Source organism: Massilia psychrophila, from assembly GCF_002760665.1.
Lineage (GTDB): Bacteria > Pseudomonadota > Gammaproteobacteria > Burkholderiales > Burkholderiaceae_D > JAFCUW01.
The window spans coordinates 18,661-45,463 of record NZ_PDOB01000034.1 but is presented as its reverse complement, the minus strand read 5'-3'; the positions used below and the strand labels follow the sequence as shown (position 1 = coordinate 45,463).

Genomic DNA, 26,803 nt, shown 5'->3' with positions numbered 1-26,803 from the left:
CAGGCGGCGCACTCGCGCCGCGCGTCAAGCGCGCCGACCGGGTTGGCGCAGCGCGGGCAGCGCGGCGTTGGCGTGACGAACTGGGCGTGGCAGGGCGCGCAGACGGCGCCGCCGCAGCGCGCGCCACAGAGCGCGCACAGGGATGGCAGCAGAAACTGCGGCCAGCGCTGCAGCATGCGGCGCAAACGGTGGGCCATCGGCTCGGCTCCAGACAAAGGTGGGACAACAAGGTATACTTCGCCATGTACACTTCTGCCATTATCTCATTTCATCGCGGCGCGCCATGGTTTCCCCTCAATCGACTGCCACCCCCAACGCCAGCATGAGCGCGCCGATCGGCCTGGCGCGGGTACGTCGGCTGTTCGCCCGGCCGCAGCTGGTTGCGCCATCGGACTTTTTGCGCCGCGAGATCGCCGGCCGCATGCGTGAGCGCCTCGGCCTGGTGCGGATGGCGCCGCAACGGGTGCTCGACGCTGGTTGTGGCGCCGGCGCCGACCTGCCGCTGCTGCAGAAAGCTTATCCGGCGGCCCAGGTGCTCGGGCTCGACGCCGCACAGGCAATGGCGGCCGCGGCCAGGCCGGCTTCGTCCGCCGGCAAATCGCTGTTGAATCGCTTGCTGCCGGCAAAAGCCGGCATCGACCTGCTGGCGGGCGACTTCGGCAGCCTGCCGTTCGGCCCGAACTCAATCGACCTGGTGTGGTCGAACCTGGCATTGCACTGGCACCCGCAGCCCGACCGCGTGTTTGCCGAATGGCGCCGGGTGCTGAGAGTCGACGGCTTGCTGATGTTCTCGAGCTTCGGGCCGGACTCGTTGCGCGAGCTGCGCACGGCATTTGCCGAAGTGGATGATCTGGCGCACGTGCTGCCGTTCGTCGACATGCACGATTTCGGCGACCAGCTGGTCGAGGCCGGGTTTTCGACCCCGGTGATGGATATGGAAGTCATTACCGTGACGTACGACACGGCGCAGGCGCTGCTGGCCGACGTGCGCGCGCTGGGTGGCAATCCGCTGGCCACGCGCGGCCGCGGCCTGATGGGGCGCGCCGCGTTCGACCGCCTGCAAGCCGCGCTCGAGCGCGGCCGCCGCGCCGACGGCAAGCTGGCGCTGACGTTCGAAGTGATTTACGGCCACGCGTTCCGGCCGGCGCCGCGTGTCACCGCGGCAGGCGAGGCGATCGTGCGGTTCCAGCCGCGCCGACCGGAATAAAAGCAGGGCATGCGGCGCGGGCGCTCTTGCGGACCGCCTGAGTTGATGAAAAAGAAACAAAATCTGTGGCGCGCGAGGGGGCAAACAGGGGCGAAATGGCGTGACGGGGAATACCCTTGATGCCCAGGCTACTCCTTGAGTATAATCAACAACGAATTTTGTCGACTGGATCATGCGCGCAATAGATACATGCAGCCAGGTATCTGACTATACATGGGGTCGACAGCAGTAAAAACAAGTCAGCGTTCATTTGTGTGCGCAGTTCACCTTTTGGCCGATGCCGCGGTTCAGCCGATGTCGACCGCATCTGGTGCGGCGAGGCTGCCTGGGCCCTTTTTGCGCAGGTGTTGGGAAGTGCGGCGGCGGTCGGAATCCGGCTCGCTGGCGATAAAAAAAGATCTTTATTTTTGGGTGGGTTGGGACAAACATGACATATGCAAAGCGACTTCAAGCCTTGATGCTCGGTCTGGCGATCACGGCCAGCATCCCGGCCATGGCTGCCCCCGAGGTGACGGGGCGTCCGGTTGAATACCAGTTGAATCTGCAACCGCCAGTGACGCGCATTGCGTCCGAAATCTACGATCTGCATACCTGGATGATGGTCGTCTGCGTGGTCATTTTCGTCGGCGTCTTCGGCGTGATGTTCTATTCGGTGTTCAAGCACCGCCGCTCGCTCGGCCACAAGCCGGCAACCTTCCACGAATCGACTGCGGTCGAGATCGCCTGGACCATCATTCCGTTCCTGATCGTCATCGCCATGGCGCTGCCGGCCACGAAGACCGTGGTGGCGATGAAAGACACCTCCAACGCCGACCTGACCATCAAGGCCACCGGCATGCAGTGGCGCTGGGGCTACGACTACCTGAAGGGCGAAGGCGAGGGCATCTCTTTCCTGTCGAGCCTGTCGACGCCGCGTTCCCAGATCGGTTCGCCCGGCGTGGCGCCGACCCAGCCGCGCGGCGAGAACTACCTGATCGAAGTCGACAATGAAGTCGTGGTGCCGGTCAACAAGAAGATCCGCATGGTCCTGACCGCCAACGATGTCATCCACGCCTGGATGATTCCCGCTTTCGGCGTCAAGCAAGATGCCATCCCCGGTTTCGTGCGCGACACCTGGTTCAAGTCGGAAAAAATCGGCACCTTCCGCGGCCAGTGCGCCGAGCTGTGCGGTAAAGAGCACGCGTTCATGCCGATCGTCGTCAAGGTCGTCTCCGACGCCGACTACACGGCCTGGGTCGCAGGCAAGAAAAAAGACATGGCGGCACTGGCCGACGATCCGGCCAAAGTGTGGACCATCGACGAACTGAAAACCAAGGGCGAAAAAGTCTACGCCACCAACTGCGCGGTCTGCCACCAGGCCAACGGCAAGGGCATCCCTAACGCGTTCGCCGCGCTGGACGGCTCGGCCGTGGTGAACGGCCCGAAAGCGGGCCAGATCAACGTCCTTCTGAACGGCCAAAATAGCGGCAAGTATCCTTCCCAAATGCCAATTTTTAAGCAATTGTCGGATTCAGATATTGCTGCGGTGATCACCTATACCCGCAACAACTGGTCGAACAAGGCCGCGGAAAACATCGTTCAACCAGCCGAAGTCCTGGCTGCACGTAAGTAATCGGGAGTAGAAGAATGAGCACAAACACTGTAGATCACGGCCACGATCACGCACACGATCACGCCCACGATCATGGCCACGGCCAACCGACCGGCATCGGCCGCTGGCTGTACGCCACCAACCACAAGGACATCGGTACCTTGTACCTGTGGTTCTCGATGATCATGCTGATGTCGGGCGGCGTGCTGGCGCTGATGATCCGCAGCGAGCTGTTCCAGCCTGGCCTGCAGTTCTTCCAGCCCGAGTTCTTCAACCAGCTCACCACCATGCACGGTTTGGTGATGGTGTTCGGCGCCATCATGCCGGCGTTCGTCGGCTTCGCCAACTGGATGATCCCGCTGCAGATCGGCTGCGCCGACATGGCGTTTGCCCGCATGAACAACTTCTCGTTCTGGCTGCTGCCACCGGCGGCGCTGCTGCTGGCGACGTCGTTCCTGGTGCCTGGCGGCGCGACCGCCGCCGGCTGGACGCTGTATGCGCCGCTGTCGACCCAGATGGGGCCGGGCATGGACATGGCGATTTTCGCCATGCACCTGATGGGCGCCTCGTCGATCATGGGCTCGATCAATATCGTCGTCACTATCCTCAACATGCGCGCTCCCGGCATGACGCTGATGAAAATGCCGATGTTCTGCTGGACCTGGCTGATCACCGCCTACCTGTTGATCGCCGTGATGCCGGTCCTCGCGGGCGCCATCACCATGACCCTGACTGACCGTCACTTCGGCACCTCGTTTTTCAACGCCGCCGGCGGCGGCGATCCGGTCATGTACCAGCACATCTTCTGGTTCTTCGGTCACCCCGAGGTCTACATCATGATCCTGCCGGCGTTCGGCATCGTTTCGCAGATTCTGCCGGCCTTCGCCCGCAAGCCGCTGTTCGGCTACGCGTCGATGGTCTACGCCACTGCCTCGATCGCGATCCTGTCGTTCATCGTCTGGGCCCACCACATGTTCACCACCGGCATGCCGGTGACGTCGCAGCTGTTCTTCATGTATGCCACCATGCTCATCGCGGTGCCGACCGGCGTCAAGGTGTTCAACTGGGTCGCCACGATGTGGAAGGGTTCGATGACGTTCGAAACCCCGATGCTGTTCGCCGTCGGCTTCATCTTCGTGTTCACCATGGGCGGCTTCACCGGCCTGATCCTGGCGGTAACGCCGATCGACATCCAGCTGCAGGATACCTATTACGTCGTGGCGCACTTCCACTACGTGCTGGTGGCAGGTTCCCTGTTCGCCCTGTTCGCCGGCTTCTACTACTGGTCGCCGAAGTGGACCGGTCACATGTACAACGAAGGCCGCGGCAAGTTTCACTTCTGGGCCTCGCTCATCACGTTCAACATTACGTTTTTCCCGATGCACTTCCTGGGCCTGGCCGGCATGCCGCGCCGCTACGCCGATTATCCGGCGCAGTTCACCGATTTCAACGCGCTGGCCACCATCGGCGCCTTCGGTTTCGGCCTGTCGCAGGCATACTTCTTGTTCTTCGTGATCTTGCCGACCATCCGCGGCGGTGCCAAAGCGGCGGCCAAGCCATGGGATGGCGCCGAAGGCCTGGAGTGGACCGTGCCGAGCCCGGCGCCGTTCCATACCTTCGAAGTCCCGCCGATCGTCAAGTAAGCGTATTTCACGAGGGCGGCGCGAGTCGCCTTCGAAACCAAGTTAAGTGGTAACCATGACTGAGCCAAAAAAGCCGAACAACCTGAAGACTGGGCTGGTGCTTGCCGGTATCGCGGTATTTTTCTTTGCGATGGTGTTTATCAAACGCATCTGGTTGAGCTGACGTGTCCAAAGATCCTACACGGCGCTTGCGCCTGAACCGGGCAATGCTCGGCAAGCTGGTGGTCGTAGCGGTGGTGATGTTTGGCTTCGGCTACGCACTGGTGCCGGTCTACAGGCAGATGTGCGAATTGCTCGGCATCAACGTACTGACGCAGCAAGATGGCACGGTGGAGCGGCCAGCCAACACGCAGGTCGACACCAGTCGCACCATTACGGTCGAGCTGGACGGCAATGCGCAGGGACCATGGCGGTTTCGCCCGACCACCCGCAGCATCGACGTCCATCCGGGCGAGCTGGCTACCGTGATGTACGAGGTGGTCAACACGCAAGACCGCACGGTGCAAGCGCAGGCCATACCGAGTTACGCGCCGCAGTCGGCGACGCCGCATTTCAAGAAGGTCGAGTGCTTCTGCTTCAAGCAGCAGACCTTGAGACCGCATGAGGCGCGGCAAATGCCGGTGGTGTTTTTCATCGACCCGGCCTTGCCGCGCGACGTCAAGACGGTCACGCTGTCGTACACGTTTTTTGAAATTGCCGGCACCCAGGCAATGAAGTAGCGGCTGGAAAAAAGGCGGCATGGATAAGGAAAGCAAAAAAGCGGGCTCACGCAATGCGTCGTTCTGGGCGACCATGAAAGCGGTATTCTGGTCGTTCTTCGGCATTCGCAAGCGCAGCGATTACGAGCATGATTCGGCCAACCTGAATCCGCTGCACCTGATCGTGGCCGCGCTGATCGGCGTGCTGTTGTTCATCGGCGTGCTGGTGATGCTGGTAAAAATCGCGATCGCGCAATAAAGTAAGAATCAGAACAAGAAGTAAAGCACCGCTGGCATAAAAGCCAAACCGCCGCACCACGAAACTGACCGAATACCAAGTTTGAATGAGGAGATGAAGATGAGTTCACCGCAAGCCACAGGCCACGCCGCATCGCACGCCGCACCGCATTATTTCGTGCCGGGTCCTTCCAAGTGGCCGTTGTTTGCCGGCATTTCCTTGCTGGTGACGATGATCGGCGCTTCAGGCTGGGTCAACGGTCAAAGCTGGGGCCCGATCATCAATATCGCCGGCATCCTGGCGACGATCCTGGTGCTGTATTTCTGGTTCGGCGACGCCATCGGCGAATCCGAAGCCGGCCAGTACAGCAAGAACATCGACCTGTCCTACCGCTGGTCGATGAGCTGGTTCATCTTTTCCGAAGTAATGTTTTTCGGCGCTTTTTTCGGCGCGCTGTTTTATGCCCGCGCAATCAGCTTGCCGTGGCTTGGCGACATCGACCACAAAATGATCTGGCCCGACTTTGCCGGTCAATGGGGCAACGCCGGCCCGGCCGGCACGGTCGATGCTTTTACCACCATGGGCCCGTTCCCGATCCCGACCATCAACACCGCCTTGCTGTTGTCTTCGGGCGTGACGCTGACCATCTCGCACCATGCGCTGCGTGCCGGCCACCGCGCCAAGACCGCCTTCTGGCTGGCCGCCACGATCGTGCTGGGCGCTGTCTTCATGGGCTTTCAGGCTTACGAGTACATGCATGCGTACAGCGAACTGAACTTGAAAATGACGTCCGGCATCTACGGCTCGACCTTCTTCATGCTGACCGGTTTTCACGGTTTTCACGTGACGCTTGGCACGATCATGCTGTCGGTGATCCTGTACCGTGTGCTGAAAGGCCACTTTACGGCCGACAACCATTTCGGTTTCGAAGGCGCCGCCTGGTACTGGCACTTCGTCGACGTCGTCTGGCTCGGCCTGTACGTTGTCATTTATTGGCTATAATTTGCGGATGTAACGGCGGCAGCGCATGCGCTGCAAGAAAAAGCCGCACGCGGGATAATCCCTCGTGCGGCTTTTTTCCTGAACGGTGTGGCCGAATCAACGCAGGCCGGTCGGCGCGATCCAGCCCATCTCGTAGGCTGCCAGCAGCAGCAGGAACAGGGTGATCGACAGGCCAACCCGCATCGCCAGCGCGTTGACGGTGCGGTTGCTCTTGCCCTTGTCGCGCATGAGGAAGAACAGGGCCGAGCCGAGGCTGCCTAGGATCAGGATAAAAGCGATGGCAACGAGGATTTTCATGGCGGGTTGGGCAGGTTTGACAAAGGATCCATTGTAATGCGTATCAGCTTCCGGTTTCGCGCGATCCCCTTTGTTGCCACCGTGCTGCTGGTGGCGGCCGGGGTGTCGCTCGGGCAATGGCAGGAACGCCGCGCGGCGCAGAAAACCGGCTTGCAAACCAAGCTGGCCGAACGCGCGGCCGAGGCGCCGTTGGTGCTGGCGCCGGCGCTGGTCACCGCCGGCGCCGCCCTCGAATATCGCCAGGTCCGGGCAACCGGGCAGTTTGTCGCCGGCTGGCCTTTGTTCTTGAACAACCGCCCGCAAAATGGCCGCGCCGGCTTTTATTTGCTGATGCCATTGAAAATCGCGGGATCCGACACCCATGTGCTGGTGTCGCGCGGCTGGCTGCCACGGCACACCGGCGACGCCACCCGCTTGCCTCACTTTGCGACGCCAGAAGGATTGGTGACGGTCGATGGCATTGTCAAGGCCAGCGCCGGCCACGTGATGCAGCTGGGAACACCCGAGCCGGTGCAGCCCGGCGCGATCGTGCAAAATATCGATCCGGCCCAGTTTGCGCAAGCGAGCGGGCTGAAACTGCAACCGTTTTTCATCGAACAAGGCGGCCCGGCGCCGGCCTTCGAAGGCCTGGTGCGCAACTGGCCGGCCCCCTCGCTCGGTGTCGAGAAACACCAGGGCTATGCGTTCCAATGGTATGCGCTGGCAGTCATGGCGTTCCTATTTTTTGTCATTACAGGATTTTCACGTGGAACAGACCAAACCGATTGAAGCCGCGCCGCAGCGACGCGGCCGCTGGAAACTGTTGATGGTGCTCGCGGTATGCGCGTCGCCGCTGATTTTTTCGTATCTCACCTACTATGTCATCAAGCCCCAGGGGCGCACCAATTTCGGCGCGATCATCGACGCGCGCGCCTACCCGATCCCGGCCTTGCAAGCGAGCACGCCAGACGGCAGGCCAGCCAGCCTCGACACCTTCAAGGGCAAGTGGGTCATGCTCAAGACCGGCCCGGCGGCCTGCGACAAGACCTGCATGGAGCAGATGTTCGCGATCCGCCAGGTGCGCTCGATGACGGGCAAGGAGATGGAGCGCATCGAGCGCGTCTGGCTCATCACCGATAGCGCTCCGCTCGAGACCACGCTGATGCGCGAGCTCGACGGCATGCGCATGCTGCGCGCGCCAAACGCGCTTGTCGCCAACTGGCTGCCCGTCGAGCCGGGGGCGAATCTGGACGACTCGATTTTCTTGATCGACCCGCTCGGCAACCTGATGATGCGGTTTCCTCCGGTGCCGGCAGGCGCCACCGAAGCGGAAAAAGTGCAGCACTACGCCAAGGTCAAGAAAGACCTCGGCAAGCTGCTCAAAGCATCGGCGATCGGCTAAGCGATGCAGCCGGCTACCCTTGCCCAACTGGGCGTCATCGGCCTGCTGGCGGCGAGCCTGCCGCTGGCAATGGTCTGGATCTCGGCCGACGCCAACAAATACCGCAAGCTGGTGTGGGCGGTGACGTTTTTGACGTTCGACCTGATCGTGTTCGGCGCCTTCACGCGCCTGACCGATTCGGGCCTGGGCTGCCCCGACTGGCCGGGCTGCTACGGCCTGGCCAATCCTTTCCTCGCGCACGAGCAAATCAGCGCGGCGCAAGCGGCCATGCCGGACGGCCCGGTCAGCGTCGTCAAGGCGTGGATCGAGATGATCCACCGTTACCTGGCGATGGGTATCGGCGTGCTGATCATGGCGTTGACAGCGCAGGCCTGGTTGCAATGGCGGCGCAACCGCGGCGCCGCCTTCGCGCCGGCATTGCCGACCGCGCTGCTGCTGTTCGTCTGCGTGCAGGGCGCGTTCGGCGCCTGGACTGTGACGCAGAAGCTGCAGCCGGTGATCGTCACCATTCACCTGCTGCTCGGCATGGGCCTACTCGCCTTGTTGACGTGGATGGGCGGGCGCGAAAATTTTTTAATCAAACCATACCAGGCCGGTGGCGATGTAGCCACGCTGCGGCGGGTGAGGGCGCTGGCCTTGGCGTCGGCCGTGCTGCTGATGGTGCAGATCGCGCTGGGCGGCTGGGTCAGCACCAATTACGCCACCCTGGCGTGCAGCGATTTTCCACTGTGTAACGGCCAGTTGGTGCCGGCGATGGACTTCGAGCACGGCTTCACTTTGTGGCGCGAACTCGGCAAGACCGCCGCCGGCCACTACCTGCCGTTCAGCGCGCTGACGGCGATCCATTGGGTGCACCGCAACTTCGCGCTGGTCGTCGCAGCCGGCCTCGGCTGGACAGCGTGGGCGGCGTGGCGCCAGCCGGCCTTGCGGCGCACCGCGCGCCTGGTCGCCATCGTGCTGGTGGCGCAGGCGGCCAGCGGCATCGCCACGGTGTTTTTCAGTTTTCCGCTCGCAATTGCCGTAATGCATAACGCCGGTGCCGCCCTGCTCGTGCTGTTGGTGACCATGTTAAACTACAAAACGAAGTATCAGCTCGAGACCAACCGCAGCCTCGCGCAAGCCCGGGCAAAGGTCGCTCCCTTGCAAGACCCACGCCCGATAAGCCCCTCATGACTAGTCAAACCGCACTACAAAAGCCGCGCAAGCAGGTCAACCGGATCGCCCAGTACTGGGCGCTGACCAAGCCGCGCGTCACCCAGCTGGCGGTGTTTTGCGCCGTGATCGGCATGTTCCTCGCAACCGACGACCTGCCGCCATGGCGCCTGGTGGTGGCCGCCACCATCGGTATCTGGCTGCTGGCCGGCGCCGCCTTCGCCGTCAATTGCCTGGTCGAGGCGGAGATCGATGCCCGCATGGCCCGCACCGCGCGCCGCGCCACCGCGATGGGCGAACTGAGCCGCCGTCAAACCCTGGTTTTCTCGGCCATCATCGGCGGCGCCGGCATGTGGGTGCTGTACGCGCTGGTCAATCCCTTGACCATGTGGCTCACCTTCGTGACGTTTGTCGGCTACGCCGTCGTCTACACGATGATCCTCAAACCCGCCACGCCGCAAAACATCGTCATCGGCGGCCTGTCCGGGGCGATGCCGCCGGCGCTGGGCTGGGCGGCGATCGCCAACGACGTGCCGATGCAGGCCTGGCTGCTGGTGCTGATCATTTTTGTCTGGACGCCGCCGCACTTCTGGGCGCTGGCGATGTACCGCCGCGACGACTACGCCAAGTCCGGCCTGCCGATGCTGCCGATCACGCACGGCATGCAGTTCACCGGCTTCCACGTCTGGCTGTATTCGATCGCGCTGGCCGCCACCACCATGCTGCCGTTCGCGGTGCACATGAGCGGCCTGATTTACCTCGTTTGCGCGGTGGCGCTCAACGTCGTCTTCCTGCGCCACGCCTGGCGCGTGCACCGCCACTACAGCGACCTGGTCGCGCGCAAGGCGTTCACCTGGTCGATTATCTACCTGTCGCTGCTGTTCGCCGCGTTGCTGGTTGACCATTACCTCCGATTCTAAAATAGATGAAAAAATTGTTTGGTGTTTCCGCCCTCGTTTTCGGCATGGCGCTGGGGTTGGCCGGGTGCGACAAGTTCGACAAGCTTACCGCCAGCACCCCCACCTTCCAGAACACCGACGTCACGGGCCTGCAGTACGCGCGGGATTTTGCCCTGTTCGACCATACCGGCAAGGAGCGTACCCTGGCCGACTTCAAGGGCAAGGTCGTGCTGGTCTTCTTCGGTTTTACCCAATGTCCGGACGTGTGCCCGAGCACGATGGCGGAACTGTCCGGCGTGCTCAAGGAGCTCGGACCGCTGGCCGACCAGGTGCAGGTGCTGTTCATCACGCTCGACCCGGAACGCGACACCCGAGAGTTGCTGGCGCAATACGTGCCAGCCTTCGACAAGCGCTTCCTCGGTTTGTACGGCGACGCCGCCGCCACCGCCAGGGTGGCCAAGGAATTCAAGGTGTTCTATGCCAAGGTGCCGGGCAAGGAAGCGGGCAGCTACTCGGTGGACCACACCGCCGGCAGCTATGTGTTCGACAAGAACGGTATGGTGCGCCTGTTCGTGCGCCACGGCCAGGGAGCGGCGCCGATCGTGCATGACCTCAGGGCGCTGCTGAACTGAGACTGATGGAATCGCGCTTCGGCGAGACCTGGGCGCGACTTGGCGCTGTGCAGATGCGCCTGGCCGCCTTTGTCGGTTTCTTGCTGTACCGCGACGAGGACGATTAGTTCCGACGGCTTGACGCGCCGACTACTGATCGAGATCAAACAAACCGACCTCGACAGGCCTATTCTTCCTTAACGAACACAACCGTTTTGGGGGCAACCGTGAACATCGAGCATTTCCAAATCATCGTCAATGCCATGCTGTCCTGGCAAGGCGAATCCCATGCGCCGAAAAAATCGCCGAGCCGGCCTGCGGCAGTGGCGGCGGCGCCCCGCGACGAGTTCGACGACGACGAGGATTACATCGACGAAGAACAGTTCGAGCCGGAGGAGTCGCTCAACCTTCAGCCCGAAGCGGAGCGCACCGCCATGGCCGACGCCGCGCTGTTTGACCCGGAACAGCCGGACCAGCTGGTCAGCACTGCCTAGTTGCGGCGCGCCGTCACCTCCAGGTACTCGGCTTCGACAAACGTCGAACCGTCCTTTGCCCTGTTGTTGGCGCTCCATAGCTGCGTCAATTCCTTGCGCAGCTTGTCCTGGTGCCACGCATCGAGGCCCTCAAACGCGCGCACGGCGGGGCCGTAGAACGCGAAGAAGAAATCCACCACCTCATCGGGTGCAAACGGGTAGTGCAGCCGATACATCCGGCGCGTCATGGCCAGCTTCGAGGTGCGCTTGCCGAGCCGCTCGCGCACGCATGCCTCGTCACCCCATTTCATTGGCGACGGCATCAGGGCCGGGGGTGGAAAATGCTTGGCGATAATCTTGAACATCTGGCCGACATGACCCTCCGGCGTCCAGTTCGCCATTGCGATGCGGGCGCCCGGGTGGCACACCCTCACCATCTCGGCGACGACCTGATCCGGCCGCGGCGCGAACATGGCGCCGATCAAGCTCACCACCAGGTCGAACGAAGCATCGGCGAACGGCAATTCTTCGGCATCGGCCTCTTCGAAGCAGACCGTCACGCCAGCGGCGAGGGCGCGGGCTCTAGCCTGTTCGATCAGGTTGGCGGCGATGTCGATGCCGGTCACGTCAGCGCCGGCCTTGGCCGCGGGAATAGCGATCTGGCCGGCGCCGCAGCCAAGGTCGAGCACGCGGGTGCCGGGCGCGATCGCCAGCCGTTCCAGGTAGTCCAGCGCGCCAGGTTCGAGATACTGGGCGAAGTGTCCATAGTCGCCCGACATCCAGGTTGCCTTCAGACGGCTCTTGAGCGCTACCATTTCCGGTGTGAGCATGACGGTTCTCCACGTTCACGGCCGCCGGCCGGAATGGCGGGCGTGGCCGCGCCAGACAGTATCGCAGGAATCGGCGCCGGTTCAAGCGGACCGGCCTGTGAGCTATCAGCGGCGCGCTAGTGGGGCTTGCAGCCGCGCCGTCAGTCGAATTCGTCGGTATCGGTTTCGCGCTGCAGTTGCGGAATCACCTTGAGCAGCACGATGCGCGGGCCGTTCATCTTCTTGACGACGATGTCGAAGCGTGGAAATTCGATGCGCTGACCCTGTTTCGGGATGTCGCCCAGCTTCACCATCAACAGGCCGCCGACCGACTCGACGTCGTCGAGGCCAAGTTCCTCGTTGTCGATGTCGATGCCGAGGATGCGTTCGAGCGAAAAGATCGGCAGGCTGGCCTTGCCGATCAACGTGCCGTCATTTTGCCGCAGCCAGTCGTTTTCGTTGAGGCGGAATTCGTCGCGGATTTCGCCGACCATTGCGCCGAGCAGGTTGTCGAGCGTGATGAAGCCAACCGCGCGCTTGCCTTTTTCGCCGATCAACGCGAAGTGGGGCGCGCCGTCGCGAAAGCGCCGGAACATTTCCTGCGCCGGAGTGCGGGCCGACATCGTCTCGACCGGGCGAAGGTACTGGGTCAGGTTGCTGATCGGGCGCCCGGCCTGTTGCGCTAAGAACAAGTCCTTCAGGTGGATGATGCCGAGCACGTCCTCGCCGTTAGCGTCGAAATACGGATAGCGGCTGAAGCGGTTGCGGCGCACCGTATCGAGATTTTCCTCGAGCGATTTGGTGGCGTGCAGCGCGATCACTTCGTTGATCGGGCGCATCAGGTCGGTCACTTGCATGTGGCTGAAGTCGAGCGACTGGGCCAGGATATGGCGCTCGTCGCGGGTGTGTTTTTCGCCCGGCTGGCTGGTGCGCAAAATGAGCTTGAGTTCTTCAGTCGAGTAATGGCTCTCGTGGCCGCCGTGCCCGTCGAGCCCGGCGATGCGCAGCACCATGTTGGCGCTTTTGTTGAGTACCCAGATGGCCGGGAACATCGCCCAATAAAAGCCGTAGAGCGGAATCGAACACCACAGGCCGACGATTTCAGGGTTGCGGATCGCCAGCGTCTTCGGCGCCAGTTCGCCGACGACGATGTGCAGGAACGAAATCACGCTGAAGGCGAAGACGAACGACACGCCACGCACCACCGACGGCGAATCGATGCCCACCAGGCCGAACAGCGGCTCGAGCAGGCTGGCAAACGCCGGCTCGCCGACCCAGCCGAGGCCGAGCGAGGCGAGCGTGATGCCGAGCTGGCAGGCCGACAGGTAAGCGTCGAGCTGGTTGTGCACCTTGGAAAGAATTCGTCCGCGCAAACCTTGCGTCCTGGCAATGGCGCGGATGCGCGTCTTGCGCAAAGTGACGATGCCGAATTCGGCCGCGACGAAAAAGCCGTTCAGCATCACAAGGACGAGGGCCAGCAGGACTAACAAGACGTTTTGCATAAAATTTAAAAAAGAGGACGAAAATTCGGGGGGTGCGGATGCGACAATTACAACGGCATTGTACCGGTCATACCGCGCTCAGCACGCCGTGATGCACGGCGGACAAAATGGCGTCGACCGCGGGATGGCGGATCTTGCGTTCGTTGGAGATTGCGTAGAACTGCTGGCGCATGTGCGGCACCGGGCCGACCAGCACGGCGCCGAACTGTTCGAGGATGTCGCTCGCCAGTGCGGCGGTCGTAAAGAACAAGCCGAGGCCGCGCCGCCCGAAGGTGTTGAGCAGGGCGTTGTCTTCGAATTCGCCGACGATGTCGGGCCGCACCCCATTTTGCTCGAACCATTCGTCGATCTGTCCACGCAAAGTATTATTGCGGGTTGGCAGTAAGAACGGCGCGCCGTTCAAACTGCGCGGAAAGCCGCCCTGGTAGACGGCGGCCAGCGTCTGCGCCCCGACCACCACGGTTTCGCTTTCTAACAGCTGGTGGCTGAACACGCGCAAGGTGGTGCCCGAACGCACGGCGCGGTCGGTCAGCACGACGTCGAGCTTGTGCAGCGCCAGGTCGCCCAGCAAGGCCTCGAACTGGTCCTCGTAGCACACCAGCCGCACCTGGCGCTCGAGGCGCATTGTCGCTTCGAGCAGGCGAAAGGCAGTCAGCTTCGGCAGCGAATCGGAAATGCCGACCGTTAGCCGGATCTTGGCGCCGTCGGCCTCGCCCAGTGCCTCCTGCATCTGCTCGCCAAGCAGGAAAATCTGGTCGGCGTAGGCCAGCGCGGTGCGTCCCGATTCGGTCAGCACCAGGCGCCGGCCCTGCTGCGAAAACAGCGCCTTGCCGATCGATTGCTCCAGCAGGCTGAGCTGGGTGCTGATGGTCTGCACCGCCACGCCGAGCCGCTCCGCGGCGCGCGTGACGCCGCCTTCCTTGGCCACCACCCAAAAGTAGTACAGGTGACGGAAATTCATGCCGTTATTTTTCATGGTCCTGTTTTTCAGAGGTATTTGTTCGATTATCTTCCCTTTTTCAATCTTCAGCCTGCCTTTACACTGCCTACCATCAAATAAAGCTCGAAGGGAAGACAAATATGAAGCATTTCAGGATTTCATTCATCGTCACGTTCATCTGCCTGGCCGCAGCTGGCTGGTGGGGATACTCGCATAACGGCTGGCCTGGCGCGCTGACGGCGTTCGGCGTTGCCGTCATTCTCGGCATCATGGAAGTGTCGCTGTCGTTCGACAACGCGGTAGTGAATGCGTCGGTCCTGAAAAATTGGGACGATTTCTGGCAGAAGCTGTTCCTCGGTGTCGGCATCATCATCGCCGTGTTCGGTATGCGCTTGCTGTTCCCGCTGGTAATCGTGGCGATGGCGGCCGACCTTGGCATGGCAGAAGTGTGGAATTTGGCGCTGACGGACCCGAAGCAGTATTCGGCCCACTTGACGGCCCACCATGCGGAAGTGGCGGCCTTCGGTGGCATGTTCCTGTTGCTCGTTTTCCTCAACTTCCTGCTCGATGACGAGAAGCAAATGCACTGGTTGGGCAACATCGAAAAGAAGATCGGTTCGCTCGGCAAGGTATCGTCGATCGCGGTGATGCTGGCGATCGTCGCCTTGATGGCCAGCCTGTCGCTGGTAGCCGAAGCGCAAAAGATGGTGGTGCTCATTTCCGGCTTGTGGGGCATTCTGGTCTACGTCGGCGTCGACGTCCTCAGTAGCCTGCTGGAGGGCGCGGAGGAAGAGGGCGGCAATGTCGGCGACATGGTCAAGCGCGGCGGTATCGGCGGTTTCCTGTACCTCGAGGTACTCGATGCTTCGTTCAGCTTCGACGGCGTGATCGGCGCTTTTGCCATCACCAACGACGTCGTGATCATCATGCTCGGCCTGGCGATCGGTGCGATGTTCGTGCGTTCGATGACGGTGTTCCTGGTCAAAAAAGGTACGCTCGACGAATTCGTCTACCTCGAACATGGTGCACACTACGCGATTGGTATTCTGGCGTTGATCATGCTTGGCAGTATGAAGTACCACATTCCGGAATTGTTCACCGGGCTGATTGGTGTTGCCTTCGTTGCCGCCTCAATCTGGTCGTCGGTCCGCCACAACAAACAACACCAGAAAATGCAAGTGGCTGCATAAAAAAAACGCTGCGCACCGATGGACACCGGTTCGCAGCGCGTGTCAAAGTATCAGGTGTTCATTGAAGCTAGTTGTGACTTGTAAGATGTAAATTGCAATTTTTTTTAAGCAACCATTAACTACCAAACCAACCAGGAGATCTACACCATGGCAATCAGTCTGCAAAAAGGCGGCAACGTCAACCTGAGCAAAGAAGCTCCCGGCATCACCAAGATGATTATCGGCCTCGGCTGGGATACCCGCGCTACCGATGGCGCCGCGTTCGACCTGGACGGCGCGATCTTCCTGCTGAACGCTTCCGGCAAAGTGCGCTCCGACGCCGACTTCGTGTTCTACAACAACCTGAAGTCGACCGACGGCTCGATCGTCCACTCCGGCGACAACACCACCGGCGCCGGCGCCGGCGATGACGAAACCGTAACCATCGAATTGGCCAATGTGCCGGCCGACGTCGACAAGGTCTCCATCTGCGTCACGATCCACGATGCTGAAACGCGCAAGCAGAATTTTGGCCAGGTATCGAAGGCCTTCGTGCGCTGCGTGAACGCGGATGGCAACACCGAAATCGCCCGCTACGACCTGTCCGAAGACGGCTCGACGGAAGCTGCGATGGTATTTGGCGAAGTCTATCGCGCCGGCACCGAGTGGAAGTTCCGCGCCATTGGCCAGGGCTTCAAGGGCGGCCTCGGGCCACTCGCCAAGAACTTCGGCGTCAACGTATAAGCTGTCGACGCAAGGCAGTTTGGTTTGCACCGTTTTAGTTCGTTTGCGGGCCGTGGCCACAGGCTGCGTGCCGCAATTTAGCTCAGCTGAAAGGAAGGCTCCGGATGCCAGTGTTTACAGTGACGGGGGACGTCGACCCATTCCTCCACGTCGCGCTCGCCAAAGGTGAAACCATCTATTGCGAGTCCGACGCGATGGTGATGATGGAAGCCACGCTCGACCTGAAAGGCAAGATGAAGGGCGGGCTCGGCAGCGCATTGATGCGCACCTTCGCCAACGGCGAATCGTTCTTCCAGCAACACATCGAGGCGGTGCGCGGCAACGGCGATTGCCTGCTGTCGCCGACCTTGCCCGGGGCGATGCAGATCGTCGATGTCGGCCCCAACAATTACATCATCAGCGATGGCGCTTTTGTTGCCGCTAGCGCCAAGGTCGACCTGAAGGTGCGCACCCAGAGTGTCGGCAACGCCCTGTTCGCCCAGAGCGGTGGCTTCTTCGTCACCGAGACGTCCGGCAGCGGGCAGGTGGTGGTGTCGGGCTTCGGCTCGATGTCGGCGCTCGATGTCGAACCCGGCAAGGACGCCATCATCGACAACGCGCATGTGGTGTGTTGGGACAGCACGCTGCGCTACGAAATATCGGTCACCACCGGCAACAGCGGCGGCTTCCTCGGCAACCTAGTCAACAGCCAGACCAGCGGTGAAGGCGTGGTACTGCGCTTTTCCGGCCGCGGCAAAGTCTATGTCTGCTCGCGCAACCGCGCGGCGTTCAAAGCGTGGGCCCAGCAGGGTGCGCGCTAATTTATCCTAATTTAGCCTAACTTATTCCAATTCATTCCAGGAGAGTCACATGTCAGTCAGTTTGCAAAAAGGCCAGAAAATCTCGCTCGACAAAGAAGCCGGCGGCGCGCTCACGCGCATCGTCATGGGCCTGGGCTGGGATGCCATCAAGAAAAAAGGCTTGTTCGGCTTCGGCTCCAAGTCCGAAAGCGTCGACCTCGACGCCTCATGCCTGATGTTCGACGAGGCCGGCAAGGCGGTCGATTTTGTCTGGTTCCGCCAGCTTAAAAGCCGCGACGGCAGCATCGTTCACACTGGTGACAACCGCACCGGAGCCGGCGACGGCGACGACGAGCAGATCGAGGTCGACCTGACGAAGGTGCCGGCGCAGATCAAGTCGCTCATCTTCACCGTCAACAGTTTTACCGGCCAGAACTTCTCGCAGGTTGAAAACGGCTACTGCCGCATCGTCAACGCCGCCGACCAGAAGGAAGTGGCGCGCTTCGACCTGTCGGTACAAGGCGCCCACACGGCCCAGATCATGGCCAAGCTGTACCGCCACAACGGCGAATGGAAAATGCACGCGATCGGCGAAAACGGCAGCGGCCGTACCTTCGACGACCTGATGCCGCAGATCACACCGCACTTGTAAAAACGTACGTCGTCGGTATGTGTCACGAGTAGTGTCCCGTTTTGCAGGTCCTTCACCGGACCTGCTTTTTTTTGCCATTTTACTTTAGCAACTCCGGCAACGCGTGTCGCCCCAAGGGGGGCAGTTCCCCCCCTTGGGGCGACATTCAGACACGAGCTGAGCTATAGAACGCCGATAGCCGCTGTCTGCGGATCATTGCGAACCATTCGCCCGGCTACGCTTCGTGAAATGCGGCTTCGCGTTTTTTGCGCAGAGCCGGCAACATCACCGCGACCATCGCCGCGACCGCCATTGCCAGCATGGTGGCGCTGATCGGACGCTGCACGAACACCAGTGGATCGCTGTGCGAGAGCAGCAGCGCGCGCCGCAGGTACTCTTCCATCATCGGGCCGATGATGAAGCCGAGCAGCATCGGCGCCGGTTCCGCTTCCAGCTTGGCGCAAATATAGCCAAACAGGCCAAACAAGGCCATCAGCCACACATCGAATTCGCTGTTGTTCAGACTAAAGACGCCGATGGCGCAGAACGTCAGGATCGCCGGATACAGGCGGTGGTAAGGCACCATGATCATCTTGACCCACACACCGATCATCGGCAGGTTCAGCACGACGAGAAAGAAGTTGCCGATCCACATGGATACAATCAGGCCCCAGAACAAGGCTGGCTGCTCGGTCATGACGGCCGGCCCCGGCTGAATGCCCTGGATGATCATCGCGCCGATCATCAAGGCCATCACGGGATTGGACGGAATGCCCAGCGTTAGCATCGGTATGAAGGACGTCTGCGCGCCAGCGTTGTTGGCCGCCTCTGGCGCCGCCACGCCTTCGATCGCGCCTTTGCCGAACTGCGCCGCGTTCTTCGATACTTTTTTCTCGATCGAGTATGCGGCAAACGAAGCGAGCATGGCGCCGCCGCCGGGCAGGATGCCCAGCGCCGAACCGAGCGCGGTGCCGCGCAACACGGGCGCGATGATGCGCTTGAAATCTTCCTTGCTCAGCATCATCCCCGACACTTTCTTCACCAACAGCTTGCGTGCGTCGTCGTGTTCCAGGTTGCGGATGATTTCGCCGATGCCGAACATGCCCATGGCGACGATGACGAAGTTGATGCCGTCGGCCAGTTGCGGCAGCTCGAAGGTATAGCGCGCCGCGCCGGAGTTGACGTCGGTGCCGACCAGACCGAGCAGCAAGCCCAGAATCACCATGCCGATTGCGTTGAGCAGCGAGCCGCTGGCCAGTACGACGGATGCGACCAGGCCGAGCACCATCAGCGAAAAATAATCGGCCGGGCCGAATTTGAGCGCCAGGTCGGCCAGCGGCGGCGCAAACAAGGCCAGCAGCAACGTGGCGACGGTGCCGGCAAAGAAGGAGCCCAGCGCCGCCGTGGCCAGCGCCTTGCCGGCCTGCCCATTGCGCGCCATCTGGTAGCCATCGATCGCCGTCACCACCGAGGATGACTCGCCCGGCAAGTTGACCAGGATGGCGGTAGTGGAGCCGCCGTACTGCGCGCCGTAATAAATGCCGGACAACATGATCAACGCTGAAATCGGCGGCAAGCCGAAAGTGGCCGGCAGCAGCATGGCAATGGTGGCGACCGGGCCCAGGCCGGGTAGTACGCCAACCGCTGTGCCGATAAAGACGCCGACCAAGCAATAAAACAGGTTGGTCAAGGTGAATGCGGTCTCGATACCGAGACCGAGGTTACTAAAAATTTCCATTTCGATCCTATTTAAAAGCTGAACCAGGGGCCAAAAATCGCTATGGGCAAGCCCAGCAGCTTGACAAACACCACCACGCTGAAGACGGCCATGCCGAGCGCAAGCAGCAGCGACGCACGCCAGGTAAATTGCGGGCTGGCATAAGAGCTGAGCAAGACCAGCAGTACTACGGCAGGCACCAGTCCGGCACCGCGCATCAGGATCCCGAACAGTATGATGGCCGACAAGATCAAGACGATTTCGCGTATGTGGAACTTGCCGATTGCATCACCCGGACGCACGCAGGAGCGGAAGACTGCAATCAAGCCGATCATGGCCAGCAAGCTGCCCAGGATGGTCGGAAAGTATGCCGGCCCCATGCGGCCCGCCGTCCCCATCGGGTAGTCTTGGCCAATATAGACCGCTGCCAGTCCGAACAATAAAAAGATGAAGCCTGTCCAAAAATCTTTTGGATGGCGTATGAAGGTGGGCACGTTGATTTTCCTTACAGGGTAGGTCCGCCAAGCCGGCGGCGCGTCACATGCAGCGCAGGCAGGCTTGTCGGTGTAGTGCTGGTCAAAGGCGTGGCGCTGCAATGGCGCAATGGTGCAATGGCGCGACGGCACAACAGAGCTTGGAGCTTAGCGCCGAGAGTCGAGAGCCGAACGGCAGACACGCTGCGTCGTTCGGCTCGGCCGGGGAACCTTATTCAGCGTAAACGCCGGCCTTGCTGATGATGGGTGCCCAACGCTCGATTTCCGTTTTCAGGTAGGTGCGCAAGGCTTCCGGCCGGGCACGGCTTTCGGCCACGGGCTCGGTGCCGAGGTCGGCGAAGCGCTGCTTGACCATAGGATCTTTCAACGCCACCTGCAAGGCCCCGGCCAGCGTATCGACGATCGCCTTCGGCGTGCCGCGCGGCGCATACACGCCGTGCCAGACGTTTATTTCAAACCCCGGCAAGCCAGCTTCGTTCAGGGTCGGCACGTCCGGCATGGATGCCAGGCGGGCCTTGGTGGTCACGCCGTATACCTTGATCTTGCCGCTTTTGATCTGGCTGGTGGTGTTGGTGGTCTGGTCGCACATGAAATCGACCTGGCCGCCCAGCAAATCATTCATGGCCGGGCCTGTGCCCTTGTACGGCACGGTCGTCAGGTCGGTGTCGATGGCGGTCATGAACAGCATGCCGCACAGGTGCGACGCCGAACCGAGGCCGGCATTTGCATAAGTGACCTTGGATTTGTTGGCTTTGACGTAGGCGAGCAACTCCTTGAAATCCTTGGCAGGGAAATCCTTGCGCGCCACCAGGGTCATCGGCACGTCTGTCACCAGGCCGATTGGCTCGAAGCTGTCGTTGGCGTTGTAGCTCAGCTTGCGATACAGGGCCGGCGCCGTCGCTTGGCCGATGTGGTGCAGGAGCAACGTGTAGCCGTCTGGCGCGGCCTTCGCCACGCGCGCAGCGCCAATCGTGCCGCCGGCGCCACCGACGTTTTCGACAATGATGGTCTGCTTAAGCTTGATCCCCATCGACTGTGCAACAAGGCGCGCTACCGTGTCGGTTGGACCGCCGGCGGCGAAAGGGACCACCATCGTGATGGTCTTGGTCGGAAAGTCCTGCGCCTGTGCCACAGCGCTGCCGAGCGACGCCAGCAAGACGGCGGAATGTAAAAATGTGAATTTCATGGGTGTGTCTCGCCTGAATTGTTATTAATGAAGTGCAAATTGACAAAAACACGCTGCAACATGTTTATGCCAATGTACTCATACCAAAATCGGACCCATTATGCCATTGGGGACAGCCATAATGCTAGGACGATTGCATAAAGCCTGGCCCTAAGTCTCTGATTCGATTCGTGAAATATTGCTTGTAAACTAAAAAAGAAAGGCGTTTACTCTCGATATTTAACAGGCTGTTGAAAAATTCCGCCGCCCTGTCAACTGGACGGCGGGGGTATACGTTGTACGAAGAGAACAACTTTTCACTTCGACCCATGCGCAAAACCGACGTCACCCGGCACGCCATGTTCAGCTACCGATCGCTGGAGGAGCGCATTCCTGAGACGCATCCGCTGCGCAGATTGCGCATTCTGGTCGACGGAATCTTGCAGAGCATGAGCGCCGAGTTTGCGCCGCTGTACTCGCGCCGTGGCAGGCCGTCGATTGCGCCGGAACGCTTGCTCAGGGCCAGCCTGATCCAGACGTTGTTCACGATCCGCTCCGAGCGCCAGCTGGTCCAGCACATTGAATACAACCTGCTCTATCGCTGGTTTGTCGGCATGAATATTGACGAAGCGGTATTGCCATCGATGGCAAGTGCGTACGTGGCTCGCATGATGGCAAGCAGAGTGCGATCCACCTTGTTTCGGCATGGAGCAGCGCGAGCGGTTTGACGGTGGGGCAGGTCCGGACAGCCGACAAGAGTAACGAGATCACGGCGATACCAGAATTGTTGGCGACGCTCGATATCAAAGGCGCCATCATCACGATCGACGCGATGGGGATGCCAGCACGACATCGCTGCCGAGATTGTCGCAAGCGGCGCCGACTATGTGCTGGGCGTGAAGGACAACCAGCCCGGTCTGAACGAGGCCGTCAAGCTGTGGTTCGATGCTGCCGATGGCGGTACGATGGATCGTCCATTCTGGGACGACATCCAGACCGAAAAAGATCACGGACGGATCGAAACCCGGCGCTGCCTGGTGACCAATGACGTTGCCTGGCTCGGTCAACAAAATCAGCATTGGGCAGGCCTCCAGAGCCTGATCATGATTGAGTCGACACGAGAAATCATCGGCAGAAACGGTACCGGCACAGCCAGTGTCGAACGCCGATACTACATCAGCAGCCTGCCCGCCAAAGCGGCATTGCTGGGCAAGACTGTACGGGCACACTGGGGCATCGAAAACTGCACGCTGGGTTCTGGACGTCGCATTCCGGGAGGACGATTGCCGCATCCGCGTGGGTGAAGCGGCGCAAAACTTTGCTATCTTGCGACGAATTGCTCTCAATCTACTGAAAAATGAGAAGACGACGAAGCTCGGGGTCGCCGGCAAGCGATTAAAGGCCGGGTGGAACAGCGACTATCTTGCTAAGGTCTTAGGCTTGGCAATCTGACCCTTCATGCAATCGCCATGGCCATAATGCGCGCCGTCGCTGGTACGCAGAGCATAACGCGGTCCCATTGATTGGGGTGAATTTGCTTACGTCGCGTCGCCAATAAGCCATGCCCCGCATGCTGCTGCATACTTTGCACCCGGTGTCAGCGCGGGTGTCGGCGCTGAGCCCCCGCGCGAACGCGCCGCCCGCGAGGCGCGCCAGCTCGAACTCGATCCCGCCACCGTTCTCGCCCTTTTCACTCACATCATGAAAGACGCACCATGAGCGTATCGGTCATCCAGGTTTCTTCGATCTCAAAAACGTTCGGCGACAAGCCGATCCTTGACCGTCCGCCCGGTTCGCAAGGATGGGCTTGAAGAGCCCGTGGAGTGGAGCCAACCTCAGTACGACAAGGCGGCCACCGCCAAGTTGATCGAGTTGTTCCGCACGTTTTCCCCGGTCAAGTTCATTCTTTTCAACGACGCCAACATTGCGTTCGTTAAACCGGCCGGCCGTCACGACGACCATTTCCACGTAGCTCTGATTGGGTAAGTATGCGCAAACTGATGTTGTTAATTTTCGTTGGCCTCTGTCAAATCCATTCCGGCGGCACTGCTTGCTCGAAACTCCCAACGATGACTCCCTCTACCAGTGCTGGATCGGGATTAATCTTCGTACTGGTGAGGACAACGTGCGGGCGTCCTGCCAGCCCTTTATTCCTCAATTTGAGGCAGCCCACACAGCGCGCGGTCTTCCGCGCGCGTGAACGTTTCGCCCATCATTTCCAGCTGGTGGTCCTTCGGCCGCTTCCAGACAGTCAGGAAAGTGCCTTGACTACGTTTATGCTGCAGTGCAAAATAGCAGGCCATGACCGTTCCTTTCCCTACCTCTGACACGATCTTACGCGCGATATACGCCACTCAGTGCGCTCGTCCGTGTATCGGCCAGGACGCACCCTTCTACCCGGGAGCAGGTTTGCCACGCGGTTATTTTTGCTCCGTTACTCCTCCGTAAGACGCTTTTTCATCGGCAGATAAATCGATGTCGCTTCCTGCGACGTCGTGCCTTTCAATCTTCGCTCCCAATCCGCTGCACGCGACTATTCGCGCAGTGTGCTTATCCATCAGTACCCGGCAACGCTCGCCCGAGAAGGTATATCTATGTCTCTACAAACTATTCGCCAGGACTGGTTTTCCAACGTCCGTAATGACCTGCTTGCAGGTCTCGTCGTCGCGCTTGCCCTCATTCCAGAGGCGATCGCTTTTTCCATCATCGCTGGCGTAGACCCGAAGGTGGGCCTGTATGCTTCGTTCTCCATCGCCACCCTGATCGCTTTCTTTGGCGGTCGTCCAGGCATGATCTCGGCTGCAACCGGAGCCATGGCTCTGGTCATGGTGACACTCGTAAAAACCCATGGTCTGGATTACCTGCTTGCCGCCACGATCCTTGCAGGGGTTCTGCAAGTCGCCGCGGGGTGGATAAAGCTCGGGCGACTGATGCGCTTTGTCTCACGCTCGGTTGTGACGGGTTTCGTCAACGCTCTGGCCATCCTGATCTTCCTGGCGCAGTTGCCTGAGCTGACCAACGTTAGCTGGCACGTGTATGCCGTCACGGCTGCAGGTCTGGCCATCATCTACGGCCTGCCCTATGTGACGCGCGCCGTGCCGTCCCCGTTGGTCGCGATTGTCGTGCTCACGGGTGTATCCATCGCAATGGGCCTGGACGTTCGCACTGTGGGCAACATGGGCCAGCTCCCAGATAGCCTGCCGTCCTTCCTGATACCGAATGTACCCTTCAATCTTGAGACCCTCCAGATCATCCTCCCTTACTCGGCAACGCTGATGGTGGTGGGCCTGCTCGAGTCGCTGATGACCGCCACCATCGTCGACGACCTCACCGACACCAAGAGTGACAAGAACCGCGAATGCGTAGGCCAGGGCGTTGCCAACATCGCCACCGGTTTTATCGGCGGTATGGCTGGGTGCGCGATGATCGGCCAGTCGGTCATCAACGTGAAGTCCGGTGGCCGCGGTCGCCTCTCAACCTTGACCGCAGGTGTCGTGCTCCTCACCCTGATCGTGTTCCTGGGTGAATGGGTCAGGCAAATCCCGATGGCAGCCCTTGTCGCAGTCATGATCATGGTGTCCATTGGCACCTTCAACTGGAGCTCGATCAGGCATTTGCGGGAGCACCCGGCCAGTTCGAGCATCGTGATGGTCGCCACTGTCGTCGTCACCGTGGCGACCCATGACCTGGCGAAAGGCGTGCTCACCGGCGTTTTGCTGTCTGGCGTTTTCTTTGCCCAAAAGGTCAGCCGACTTCTCAATGTCAGCTCGCGCACTGACGAGGTGGGACGTGCTTGCCGATACCAGGTGACGGGACAGGTCTTCTTCGCTTCCTCGGATCAGCTCGTCCACTCGTTCGACTACACCGAAAACCTCGACAGGGTGCACATTGACCTCACCCATGCGCACTTCTGGGACATCACCGCGATTAGCGCCCTGGATAAGGTCGTGTTCAAGTTCCGCAGGTTGGGCGCGCAAGTAGAGGTATATGGCCTCAACGAAGCCAGTGCCACCCTGGTAGACAGGTTTGGCATTCATGACAAGCACGACGGGCATGATGTGCTGGCAGGGCATTAAGATCCGGACGACGCCCCGGCGGCAACGCAGGGCTGCTGTTGGCGGATGCACTTCCGAGGACGTCAGCGTGAAGGACGTTGCCGTCGCACGCGTGTTGGACTGACGATAGGTCGGGTAAAATCCAATGAGGGTGATCATACCGACCAGGTATGACAGGACGCGCGATGGTCGGGCCGCCACGCGGCCAATTTACGCCTGTTGCCCATGCTATTTCATCGTTTTCTCTGCGCAGAGCATCGTATTCCAGCGACCGTTCTCTGCAGGCGAAACCCTGTGCCAGTTGATCGGATTAACAATGGGCAGCCCAGCCGCAAAACCAGGCAGGGCTTGCCGGAGAAGAAAATGCGCATCGAAAAACCACTCTCGACCACGTTCAAACAGTTTATCCATTCCGGCAAGGCCGGAGCAGTACTCCTGATCCTGTGCACGCTGGCTTCGCTGGTCATTGCCAACTCCGCCTGGGGGCCGGGCTATCTTGGATTTTGGCATCGATACGTCGCGGGCCTGAGCATCGAGCATTGGGTCAACGACGCCCTAATGGCAATCTTTTTCCTGCTCATCGGCCTGGAACTCGAACGCGAGCTGTATAACGGCGAGCTATCCGATATCAGGAATGCCATGCTACCGATCATGGCCGCCGCGGGTGGCATCGCCGTTCCCGCGCTGATTCACTTTATGCTCAACGGCGGCACGAACACCCAAGCCGGCATTGGCATCCCGATGGCCACTGACATCGCGTTCGCGCTTGGCGTGCTGAGCCTGCTTGGCAGCCGGGTGCCGGCGTCCCTCAAGATTTTCCTGACGGCCCTTGCCGTCATGGACGACCTGGGTGCGATTGTCGTCATCGCCGTGTTTTACACGGCGGAACTGTCTTTCCTGTACCTGCTGGCGGCGCTCGGCGTCTTCGCAGTCCTGATCGCGATGAACCGCGTGCTGCGCATCATGGCGCTGCTGCCGTACCTGCTGGGTGGCGCATTGATGTGGTTCCTGATGCTCAAATCCGGCGTGCACGCGACCATTGCCGGCGTGCTGCTGGCCTTTGCCATTCCTTACTCAGCCAAGCAGGATGCCGTCGAGTCTCCCTCGCACCGGCTGGAAAATGCGCTGCATACGCCGGTCGCCTTCCTCATCCTGCCGGTGTTCGCCCTGGCCAACACGGGTATCGTCATCGGCACCGGCTGGGCCGAAGAACTTCTGTCGGCCAACAGCCTCGGCATCCTGCTCGGACTAGTTGTCGGCAAGCCTGTCGGCATCTTTCTGTTTAGCTTCGCAGCGGTCGCGCTCGGGATATGTCGCCTGCCGCTCGACCTCGCATGGCGGCACGTGCTGGGCGCCGGCCTGCTCGGCGGCATCGGCTTCACGATGTCGATTTTTATCACCAACCTGGCCTATATCGGGCAAGCCGGCGTGATCACTTCTTCGAAAATGGCGATCCTGCTGGCGTCCCTCACGGCCGGCCTGATCGGCTTCTGCTGGCTGAAGTTCATGGGAGCACCGCTGGCATCCGACCCTGATCCGGACACCATGGATTTTGACGACGAACCAACTGGGGTGAATCCACCTCGCCTGGGCCGTTAAAAGAAAA

At 60.7% G+C, this 26,803-nt stretch carries 30 protein-coding genes and 2 pseudogenes; 23 read left to right on the top strand and 9 right to left on the bottom strand.

Features of this window, described 5'->3' with window-relative positions; genetic code table 11:
* Positions 1-197 (bottom strand): double zinc ribbon domain-containing protein (locus tag CR103_RS17725; RefSeq protein ID WP_370659461.1); only part of this gene is annotated, 197 nt, incomplete at its 3' end.
* 125 nt (positions 198-322) lie between these two features.
* Between CR103_RS17725 and CR103_RS17720 the strand changes: the two genes are divergently transcribed.
* The 7 genes from CR103_RS17720 to CR103_RS17695 all read left to right on the top strand — a co-directional run bounded on the left by CR103_RS17720 (position 323) and on the right by CR103_RS17695 (position 6,379).
* The gene (locus CR103_RS17720; RefSeq protein WP_099917262.1) at positions 323-1,207 is read left to right on the top strand and encodes a methyltransferase domain-containing protein; all 885 of its coding nucleotides are present in this window, start codon (positions 323-325) and stop codon (positions 1,205-1,207) included.
* A gap of 427 nt (positions 1,208-1,634) precedes the next feature.
* Complete coding sequence (gene coxB, locus CR103_RS17715; protein WP_099917261.1) at positions 1,635-2,819, top strand: cytochrome c oxidase subunit II; 1,185 nt, start codon at positions 1,635-1,637, stop codon at positions 2,817-2,819.
* Positions 2,820-2,833: 14 nt separating this feature from the next.
* A complete protein-coding gene (ctaD, locus tag CR103_RS17710) occupies positions 2,834-4,441 on the top strand; it encodes a cytochrome c oxidase subunit I (protein ID WP_099917260.1) in 1,608 nt (535 codons plus the stop codon).
* A gap of 55 nt (positions 4,442-4,496) precedes the next feature.
* On the top strand, positions 4,497-4,604 hold the full coding sequence (locus CR103_RS23040; RefSeq protein WP_218968495.1) for a cytochrome oxidase small assembly protein: 108 nt from the start codon (positions 4,497-4,499) through the stop codon (positions 4,602-4,604).
* 1 nt (position 4,605) lies between these two features.
* Entirely contained in the window at positions 4,606-5,160 is a 555-nt protein-coding gene (locus CR103_RS17705; protein ID WP_267874012.1) for a cytochrome c oxidase assembly protein, read from the top strand.
* A 19-nt stretch (positions 5,161-5,179) separates the two neighbouring features.
* Positions 5,180-5,398 (top strand): DUF2970 domain-containing protein, encoded by a 219-nt coding sequence (locus CR103_RS17700; RefSeq protein WP_099917259.1) that lies wholly within the window; start codon positions 5,180-5,182, stop codon positions 5,396-5,398.
* A gap of 99 nt (positions 5,399-5,497) precedes the next feature.
* Positions 5,498-6,379, top strand: coding sequence for a cytochrome c oxidase subunit 3 (locus CR103_RS17695; RefSeq protein WP_099917266.1), 882 nt, complete (start codon positions 5,498-5,500; stop codon positions 6,377-6,379).
* A gap of 96 nt (positions 6,380-6,475) precedes the next feature.
* On the opposite strand, the gene CR103_RS17690 is transcribed toward CR103_RS17695, so the two are convergent.
* Positions 6,476-6,676 (bottom strand): twin transmembrane helix small protein, encoded by a 201-nt coding sequence (locus CR103_RS17690; protein ID WP_099917258.1) that lies wholly within the window; start codon positions 6,674-6,676, stop codon positions 6,476-6,478.
* Positions 6,677-6,712: 36 nt separating this feature from the next.
* Here CR103_RS17690 and CR103_RS17685 point away from each other — a divergent pair, with 36 nt between their 5' ends.
* The 6 genes from CR103_RS17685 (at position 6,713) to CR103_RS17660 (ending at position 11,213) form a co-directional block, all read left to right on the top strand.
* Positions 6,713-7,444, top strand: a complete 732-nt coding sequence (locus tag CR103_RS17685; RefSeq protein ID WP_099917257.1) for an SURF1 family protein — start codon at positions 6,713-6,715, stop codon at positions 7,442-7,444.
* Entirely contained in the window at positions 7,422-8,057 is a 636-nt protein-coding gene (locus tag CR103_RS17680) for an SCO family protein (protein WP_307719723.1), read from the top strand. The genes CR103_RS17685 and CR103_RS17680 overlap by 23 nt, the downstream gene beginning before the upstream one ends.
* A 3-nt stretch (positions 8,058-8,060) precedes the next feature.
* Positions 8,061-9,230, top strand: a complete 1,170-nt coding sequence (locus CR103_RS17675) for a COX15/CtaA family protein (RefSeq protein ID WP_099917256.1) — start codon at positions 8,061-8,063, stop codon at positions 9,228-9,230.
* Positions 9,227-10,129: a heme o synthase gene (gene cyoE, locus CR103_RS17670; protein WP_099917255.1), complete on the top strand. Its 903-nt coding sequence runs from the start codon at positions 9,227-9,229 to the stop codon at positions 10,127-10,129. The genes CR103_RS17675 and cyoE overlap by 4 nt, the downstream gene beginning before the upstream one ends.
* Positions 10,130-10,134: 5 nt before the next feature.
* Positions 10,135-10,740 carry an SCO family protein gene (locus tag CR103_RS17665; RefSeq protein WP_099917254.1) on the top strand — a complete coding sequence of 202 codons (606 nt, stop codon included), beginning with the start codon at positions 10,135-10,137 and terminating at the stop codon, positions 10,738-10,740.
* A 206-nt stretch (positions 10,741-10,946) separates the two neighbouring features.
* The gene (locus CR103_RS17660) at positions 10,947-11,213 is read left to right on the top strand and encodes a hypothetical protein (RefSeq protein WP_099917253.1); all 267 of its coding nucleotides are present in this window, start codon (positions 10,947-10,949) and stop codon (positions 11,211-11,213) included.
* Here the strand turns inward: CR103_RS17660 and CR103_RS17655 are convergent.
* The 3 genes from CR103_RS17655 to CR103_RS17645 form a co-directional block, all read right to left on the bottom strand.
* Entirely contained in the window at positions 11,210-12,022 is an 813-nt protein-coding gene (locus CR103_RS17655) for a class I SAM-dependent methyltransferase (protein ID WP_099917252.1), read from the bottom strand. The two genes, CR103_RS17660 and CR103_RS17655, sit on opposite strands and share 4 nt — an antisense overlap.
* 140 nt (positions 12,023-12,162) lie before the next feature.
* The gene (locus tag CR103_RS17650) at positions 12,163-13,503 is read right to left on the bottom strand and encodes a hemolysin family protein (RefSeq protein ID WP_099917251.1); all 1,341 of its coding nucleotides are present in this window, start codon (positions 13,501-13,503) and stop codon (positions 12,163-12,165) included.
* Positions 13,504-13,570: 67 nt separating this feature from the next.
* Positions 13,571-14,479 (bottom strand): LysR family transcriptional regulator, encoded by a 909-nt coding sequence (locus CR103_RS17645; protein ID WP_099917250.1) that lies wholly within the window; start codon positions 14,477-14,479, stop codon positions 13,571-13,573.
* 104 nt (positions 14,480-14,583) lie between these two features.
* On the opposite strand from CR103_RS17645, the gene CR103_RS17640 reads away from it, so the two are divergent.
* The 4 genes from CR103_RS17640 to CR103_RS17625 all read left to right on the top strand — a co-directional run bounded on the left by CR103_RS17640 (position 14,584) and on the right by CR103_RS17625 (position 17,787).
* Complete coding sequence (locus CR103_RS17640) at positions 14,584-15,633, top strand: DUF475 domain-containing protein (RefSeq protein WP_099917249.1); 1,050 nt, start codon at positions 14,584-14,586, stop codon at positions 15,631-15,633.
* A 147-nt stretch (positions 15,634-15,780) separates the two neighbouring features.
* The gene (locus CR103_RS17635; protein ID WP_099917248.1) at positions 15,781-16,356 is read left to right on the top strand and encodes a TerD family protein; all 576 of its coding nucleotides are present in this window, start codon (positions 15,781-15,783) and stop codon (positions 16,354-16,356) included.
* Positions 16,357-16,460: 104 nt separating this feature from the next.
* Positions 16,461-17,156, top strand: coding sequence for a TIGR00266 family protein (locus tag CR103_RS17630; protein ID WP_099917247.1), 696 nt, complete (start codon positions 16,461-16,463; stop codon positions 17,154-17,156).
* Between the two features lie 49 nt (positions 17,157-17,205).
* Entirely contained in the window at positions 17,206-17,787 is a 582-nt protein-coding gene (locus CR103_RS17625) for a TerD family protein (protein WP_099917246.1), read from the top strand.
* A 214-nt stretch (positions 17,788-18,001) separates the two neighbouring features.
* Here CR103_RS17625 and CR103_RS17620 read toward each other — a convergent pair whose 3' ends face one another.
* From CR103_RS17620 to CR103_RS17610, 3 genes are all read right to left on the bottom strand, one after another.
* A complete protein-coding gene (locus CR103_RS17620) occupies positions 18,002-19,504 on the bottom strand; it encodes a tripartite tricarboxylate transporter permease (RefSeq protein WP_099917245.1) in 1,503 nt (500 codons plus the stop codon).
* An 11-nt stretch (positions 19,505-19,515) separates the two neighbouring features.
* Positions 19,516-20,079 (bottom strand): tripartite tricarboxylate transporter TctB family protein, encoded by a 564-nt coding sequence (locus tag CR103_RS17615; protein WP_307719721.1) that lies wholly within the window; start codon positions 20,077-20,079, stop codon positions 19,516-19,518.
* 109 nt (positions 20,080-20,188) lie between these two features.
* On the bottom strand, positions 20,189-21,163 hold the full coding sequence (locus CR103_RS17610; RefSeq protein WP_099917244.1) for a tripartite tricarboxylate transporter substrate binding protein BugD: 975 nt from the start codon (positions 21,161-21,163) through the stop codon (positions 20,189-20,191).
* A 308-nt stretch (positions 21,164-21,471) separates the two neighbouring features.
* On the opposite strand from CR103_RS17610, the pseudogene CR103_RS17605 reads away from it, so the two are divergent.
* From CR103_RS17605 to CR103_RS17590, 4 genes and pseudogenes are all read left to right on the top strand, one after another.
* Positions 21,472-21,777: pseudogene (locus CR103_RS17605) on the top strand (transposase); the annotation flags it as partial.
* Positions 21,777-22,040, top strand: a pseudogene (locus CR103_RS24200) (ISAs1 family transposase); the annotation flags it as partial. The pseudogenes CR103_RS17605 and CR103_RS24200, both read left to right, overlap by 1 nt.
* Positions 22,030-22,446, top strand: coding sequence for an ISAs1 family transposase (locus CR103_RS23570; protein ID WP_370659460.1), 417 nt, complete (start codon positions 22,030-22,032; stop codon positions 22,444-22,446). The pseudogene CR103_RS24200 and the gene CR103_RS23570, both read left to right, overlap by 11 nt.
* A 472-nt stretch (positions 22,447-22,918) precedes the next feature.
* The gene (locus CR103_RS17590; RefSeq protein ID WP_099917242.1) at positions 22,919-23,128 is read left to right on the top strand and encodes a hypothetical protein; all 210 of its coding nucleotides are present in this window, start codon (positions 22,919-22,921) and stop codon (positions 23,126-23,128) included.
* Between the two features lie 161 nt (positions 23,129-23,289).
* Here the strand turns inward: CR103_RS17590 and CR103_RS22845 are convergent, their stop codons facing one another.
* A complete protein-coding gene (locus CR103_RS22845; RefSeq protein WP_180279447.1) occupies positions 23,290-23,445 on the bottom strand; it encodes a DUF8583 domain-containing protein in 156 nt (51 codons plus the stop codon).
* A 291-nt stretch (positions 23,446-23,736) separates the two neighbouring features.
* Between CR103_RS22845 and CR103_RS17585 the strand changes: the two genes are divergently transcribed.
* Both CR103_RS17585 and nhaA read left to right on the top strand, forming a co-directional pair.
* Positions 23,737-25,218, top strand: a complete 1,482-nt coding sequence (locus CR103_RS17585) for a SulP family inorganic anion transporter (RefSeq protein WP_099917241.1) — start codon at positions 23,737-23,739, stop codon at positions 25,216-25,218.
* A gap of 342 nt (positions 25,219-25,560) precedes the next feature.
* A complete protein-coding gene (gene nhaA, locus CR103_RS17580; RefSeq protein ID WP_099917263.1) occupies positions 25,561-26,796 on the top strand; it encodes a Na+/H+ antiporter NhaA in 1,236 nt (411 codons plus the stop codon).
* Positions 26,797-26,803: the final 7 nt, after the last annotated feature.

What these genes read in the sequence shown, in the direction of transcription:
- CR103_RS17720 (WP_099917262.1), top strand. Translation starts at nt 323, where the DNA reads ATGAGCGCGCCGATCGGCCTGGCGCGGGTACGTCGGCTGTTCGCCCGG.
- coxB (WP_099917261.1), top strand. Translation starts at nt 1,635, where the DNA reads ATGACATATGCAAAGCGACTTCAAGCCTTGATGCTCGGTCTGGCGATC.
- ctaD (WP_099917260.1), top strand. Translation starts at nt 2,834, where the DNA reads ATGAGCACAAACACTGTAGATCACGGCCACGATCACGCACACGATCAC.
- CR103_RS23040 (WP_218968495.1), top strand. Translation starts at nt 4,497, where the DNA reads ATGACTGAGCCAAAAAAGCCGAACAACCTGAAGACTGGGCTGGTGCTT.
- CR103_RS17700 (WP_099917259.1), top strand. Translation starts at nt 5,180, where the DNA reads ATGGATAAGGAAAGCAAAAAAGCGGGCTCACGCAATGCGTCGTTCTGG.
- CR103_RS17695 (WP_099917266.1), top strand. Translation starts at nt 5,498, where the DNA reads ATGAGTTCACCGCAAGCCACAGGCCACGCCGCATCGCACGCCGCACCG.
- CR103_RS17690 (WP_099917258.1), bottom strand. Translation starts at nt 6,676, where the DNA reads ATGAAAATCCTCGTTGCCATCGCTTTTATCCTGATCCTAGGCAGCCTC.
- CR103_RS17685 (WP_099917257.1), top strand. Translation starts at nt 6,713, where the DNA reads ATGCGTATCAGCTTCCGGTTTCGCGCGATCCCCTTTGTTGCCACCGTG.
- CR103_RS17675 (WP_099917256.1), top strand. Translation starts at nt 8,061, where the DNA reads ATGCAGCCGGCTACCCTTGCCCAACTGGGCGTCATCGGCCTGCTGGCG.
- cyoE (WP_099917255.1), top strand. Translation starts at nt 9,227, where the DNA reads ATGACTAGTCAAACCGCACTACAAAAGCCGCGCAAGCAGGTCAACCGG.
- CR103_RS17665 (WP_099917254.1), top strand. Translation starts at nt 10,135, where the DNA reads ATGAAAAAATTGTTTGGTGTTTCCGCCCTCGTTTTCGGCATGGCGCTG.
- CR103_RS17655 (WP_099917252.1), bottom strand. Translation starts at nt 12,022, where the DNA reads ATGCTCACACCGGAAATGGTAGCGCTCAAGAGCCGTCTGAAGGCAACC.
- CR103_RS17650 (WP_099917251.1), bottom strand. Translation starts at nt 13,503, where the DNA reads ATGCAAAACGTCTTGTTAGTCCTGCTGGCCCTCGTCCTTGTGATGCTG.
- CR103_RS17645 (WP_099917250.1), bottom strand. Translation starts at nt 14,479, where the DNA reads ATGAAAAATAACGGCATGAATTTCCGTCACCTGTACTACTTTTGGGTG.
- CR103_RS17640 (WP_099917249.1), top strand. Translation starts at nt 14,584, where the DNA reads ATGAAGCATTTCAGGATTTCATTCATCGTCACGTTCATCTGCCTGGCC.
- CR103_RS17635 (WP_099917248.1), top strand. Translation starts at nt 15,781, where the DNA reads ATGGCAATCAGTCTGCAAAAAGGCGGCAACGTCAACCTGAGCAAAGAA.
- CR103_RS17630 (WP_099917247.1), top strand. Translation starts at nt 16,461, where the DNA reads ATGCCAGTGTTTACAGTGACGGGGGACGTCGACCCATTCCTCCACGTC.
- CR103_RS17625 (WP_099917246.1), top strand. Translation starts at nt 17,206, where the DNA reads ATGTCAGTCAGTTTGCAAAAAGGCCAGAAAATCTCGCTCGACAAAGAA.
- CR103_RS17620 (WP_099917245.1), bottom strand. Translation starts at nt 19,504, where the DNA reads ATGGAAATTTTTAGTAACCTCGGTCTCGGTATCGAGACCGCATTCACC.
- CR103_RS17610 (WP_099917244.1), bottom strand. Translation starts at nt 21,163, where the DNA reads ATGAAATTCACATTTTTACATTCCGCCGTCTTGCTGGCGTCGCTCGGC.
- CR103_RS22845 (WP_180279447.1), bottom strand. Translation starts at nt 23,445, where the DNA reads ATGGCCTGCTATTTTGCACTGCAGCATAAACGTAGTCAAGGCACTTTC.
- CR103_RS17585 (WP_099917241.1), top strand. Translation starts at nt 23,737, where the DNA reads ATGTCTCTACAAACTATTCGCCAGGACTGGTTTTCCAACGTCCGTAAT.
- nhaA (WP_099917263.1), top strand. Translation starts at nt 25,561, where the DNA reads ATGCGCATCGAAAAACCACTCTCGACCACGTTCAAACAGTTTATCCAT.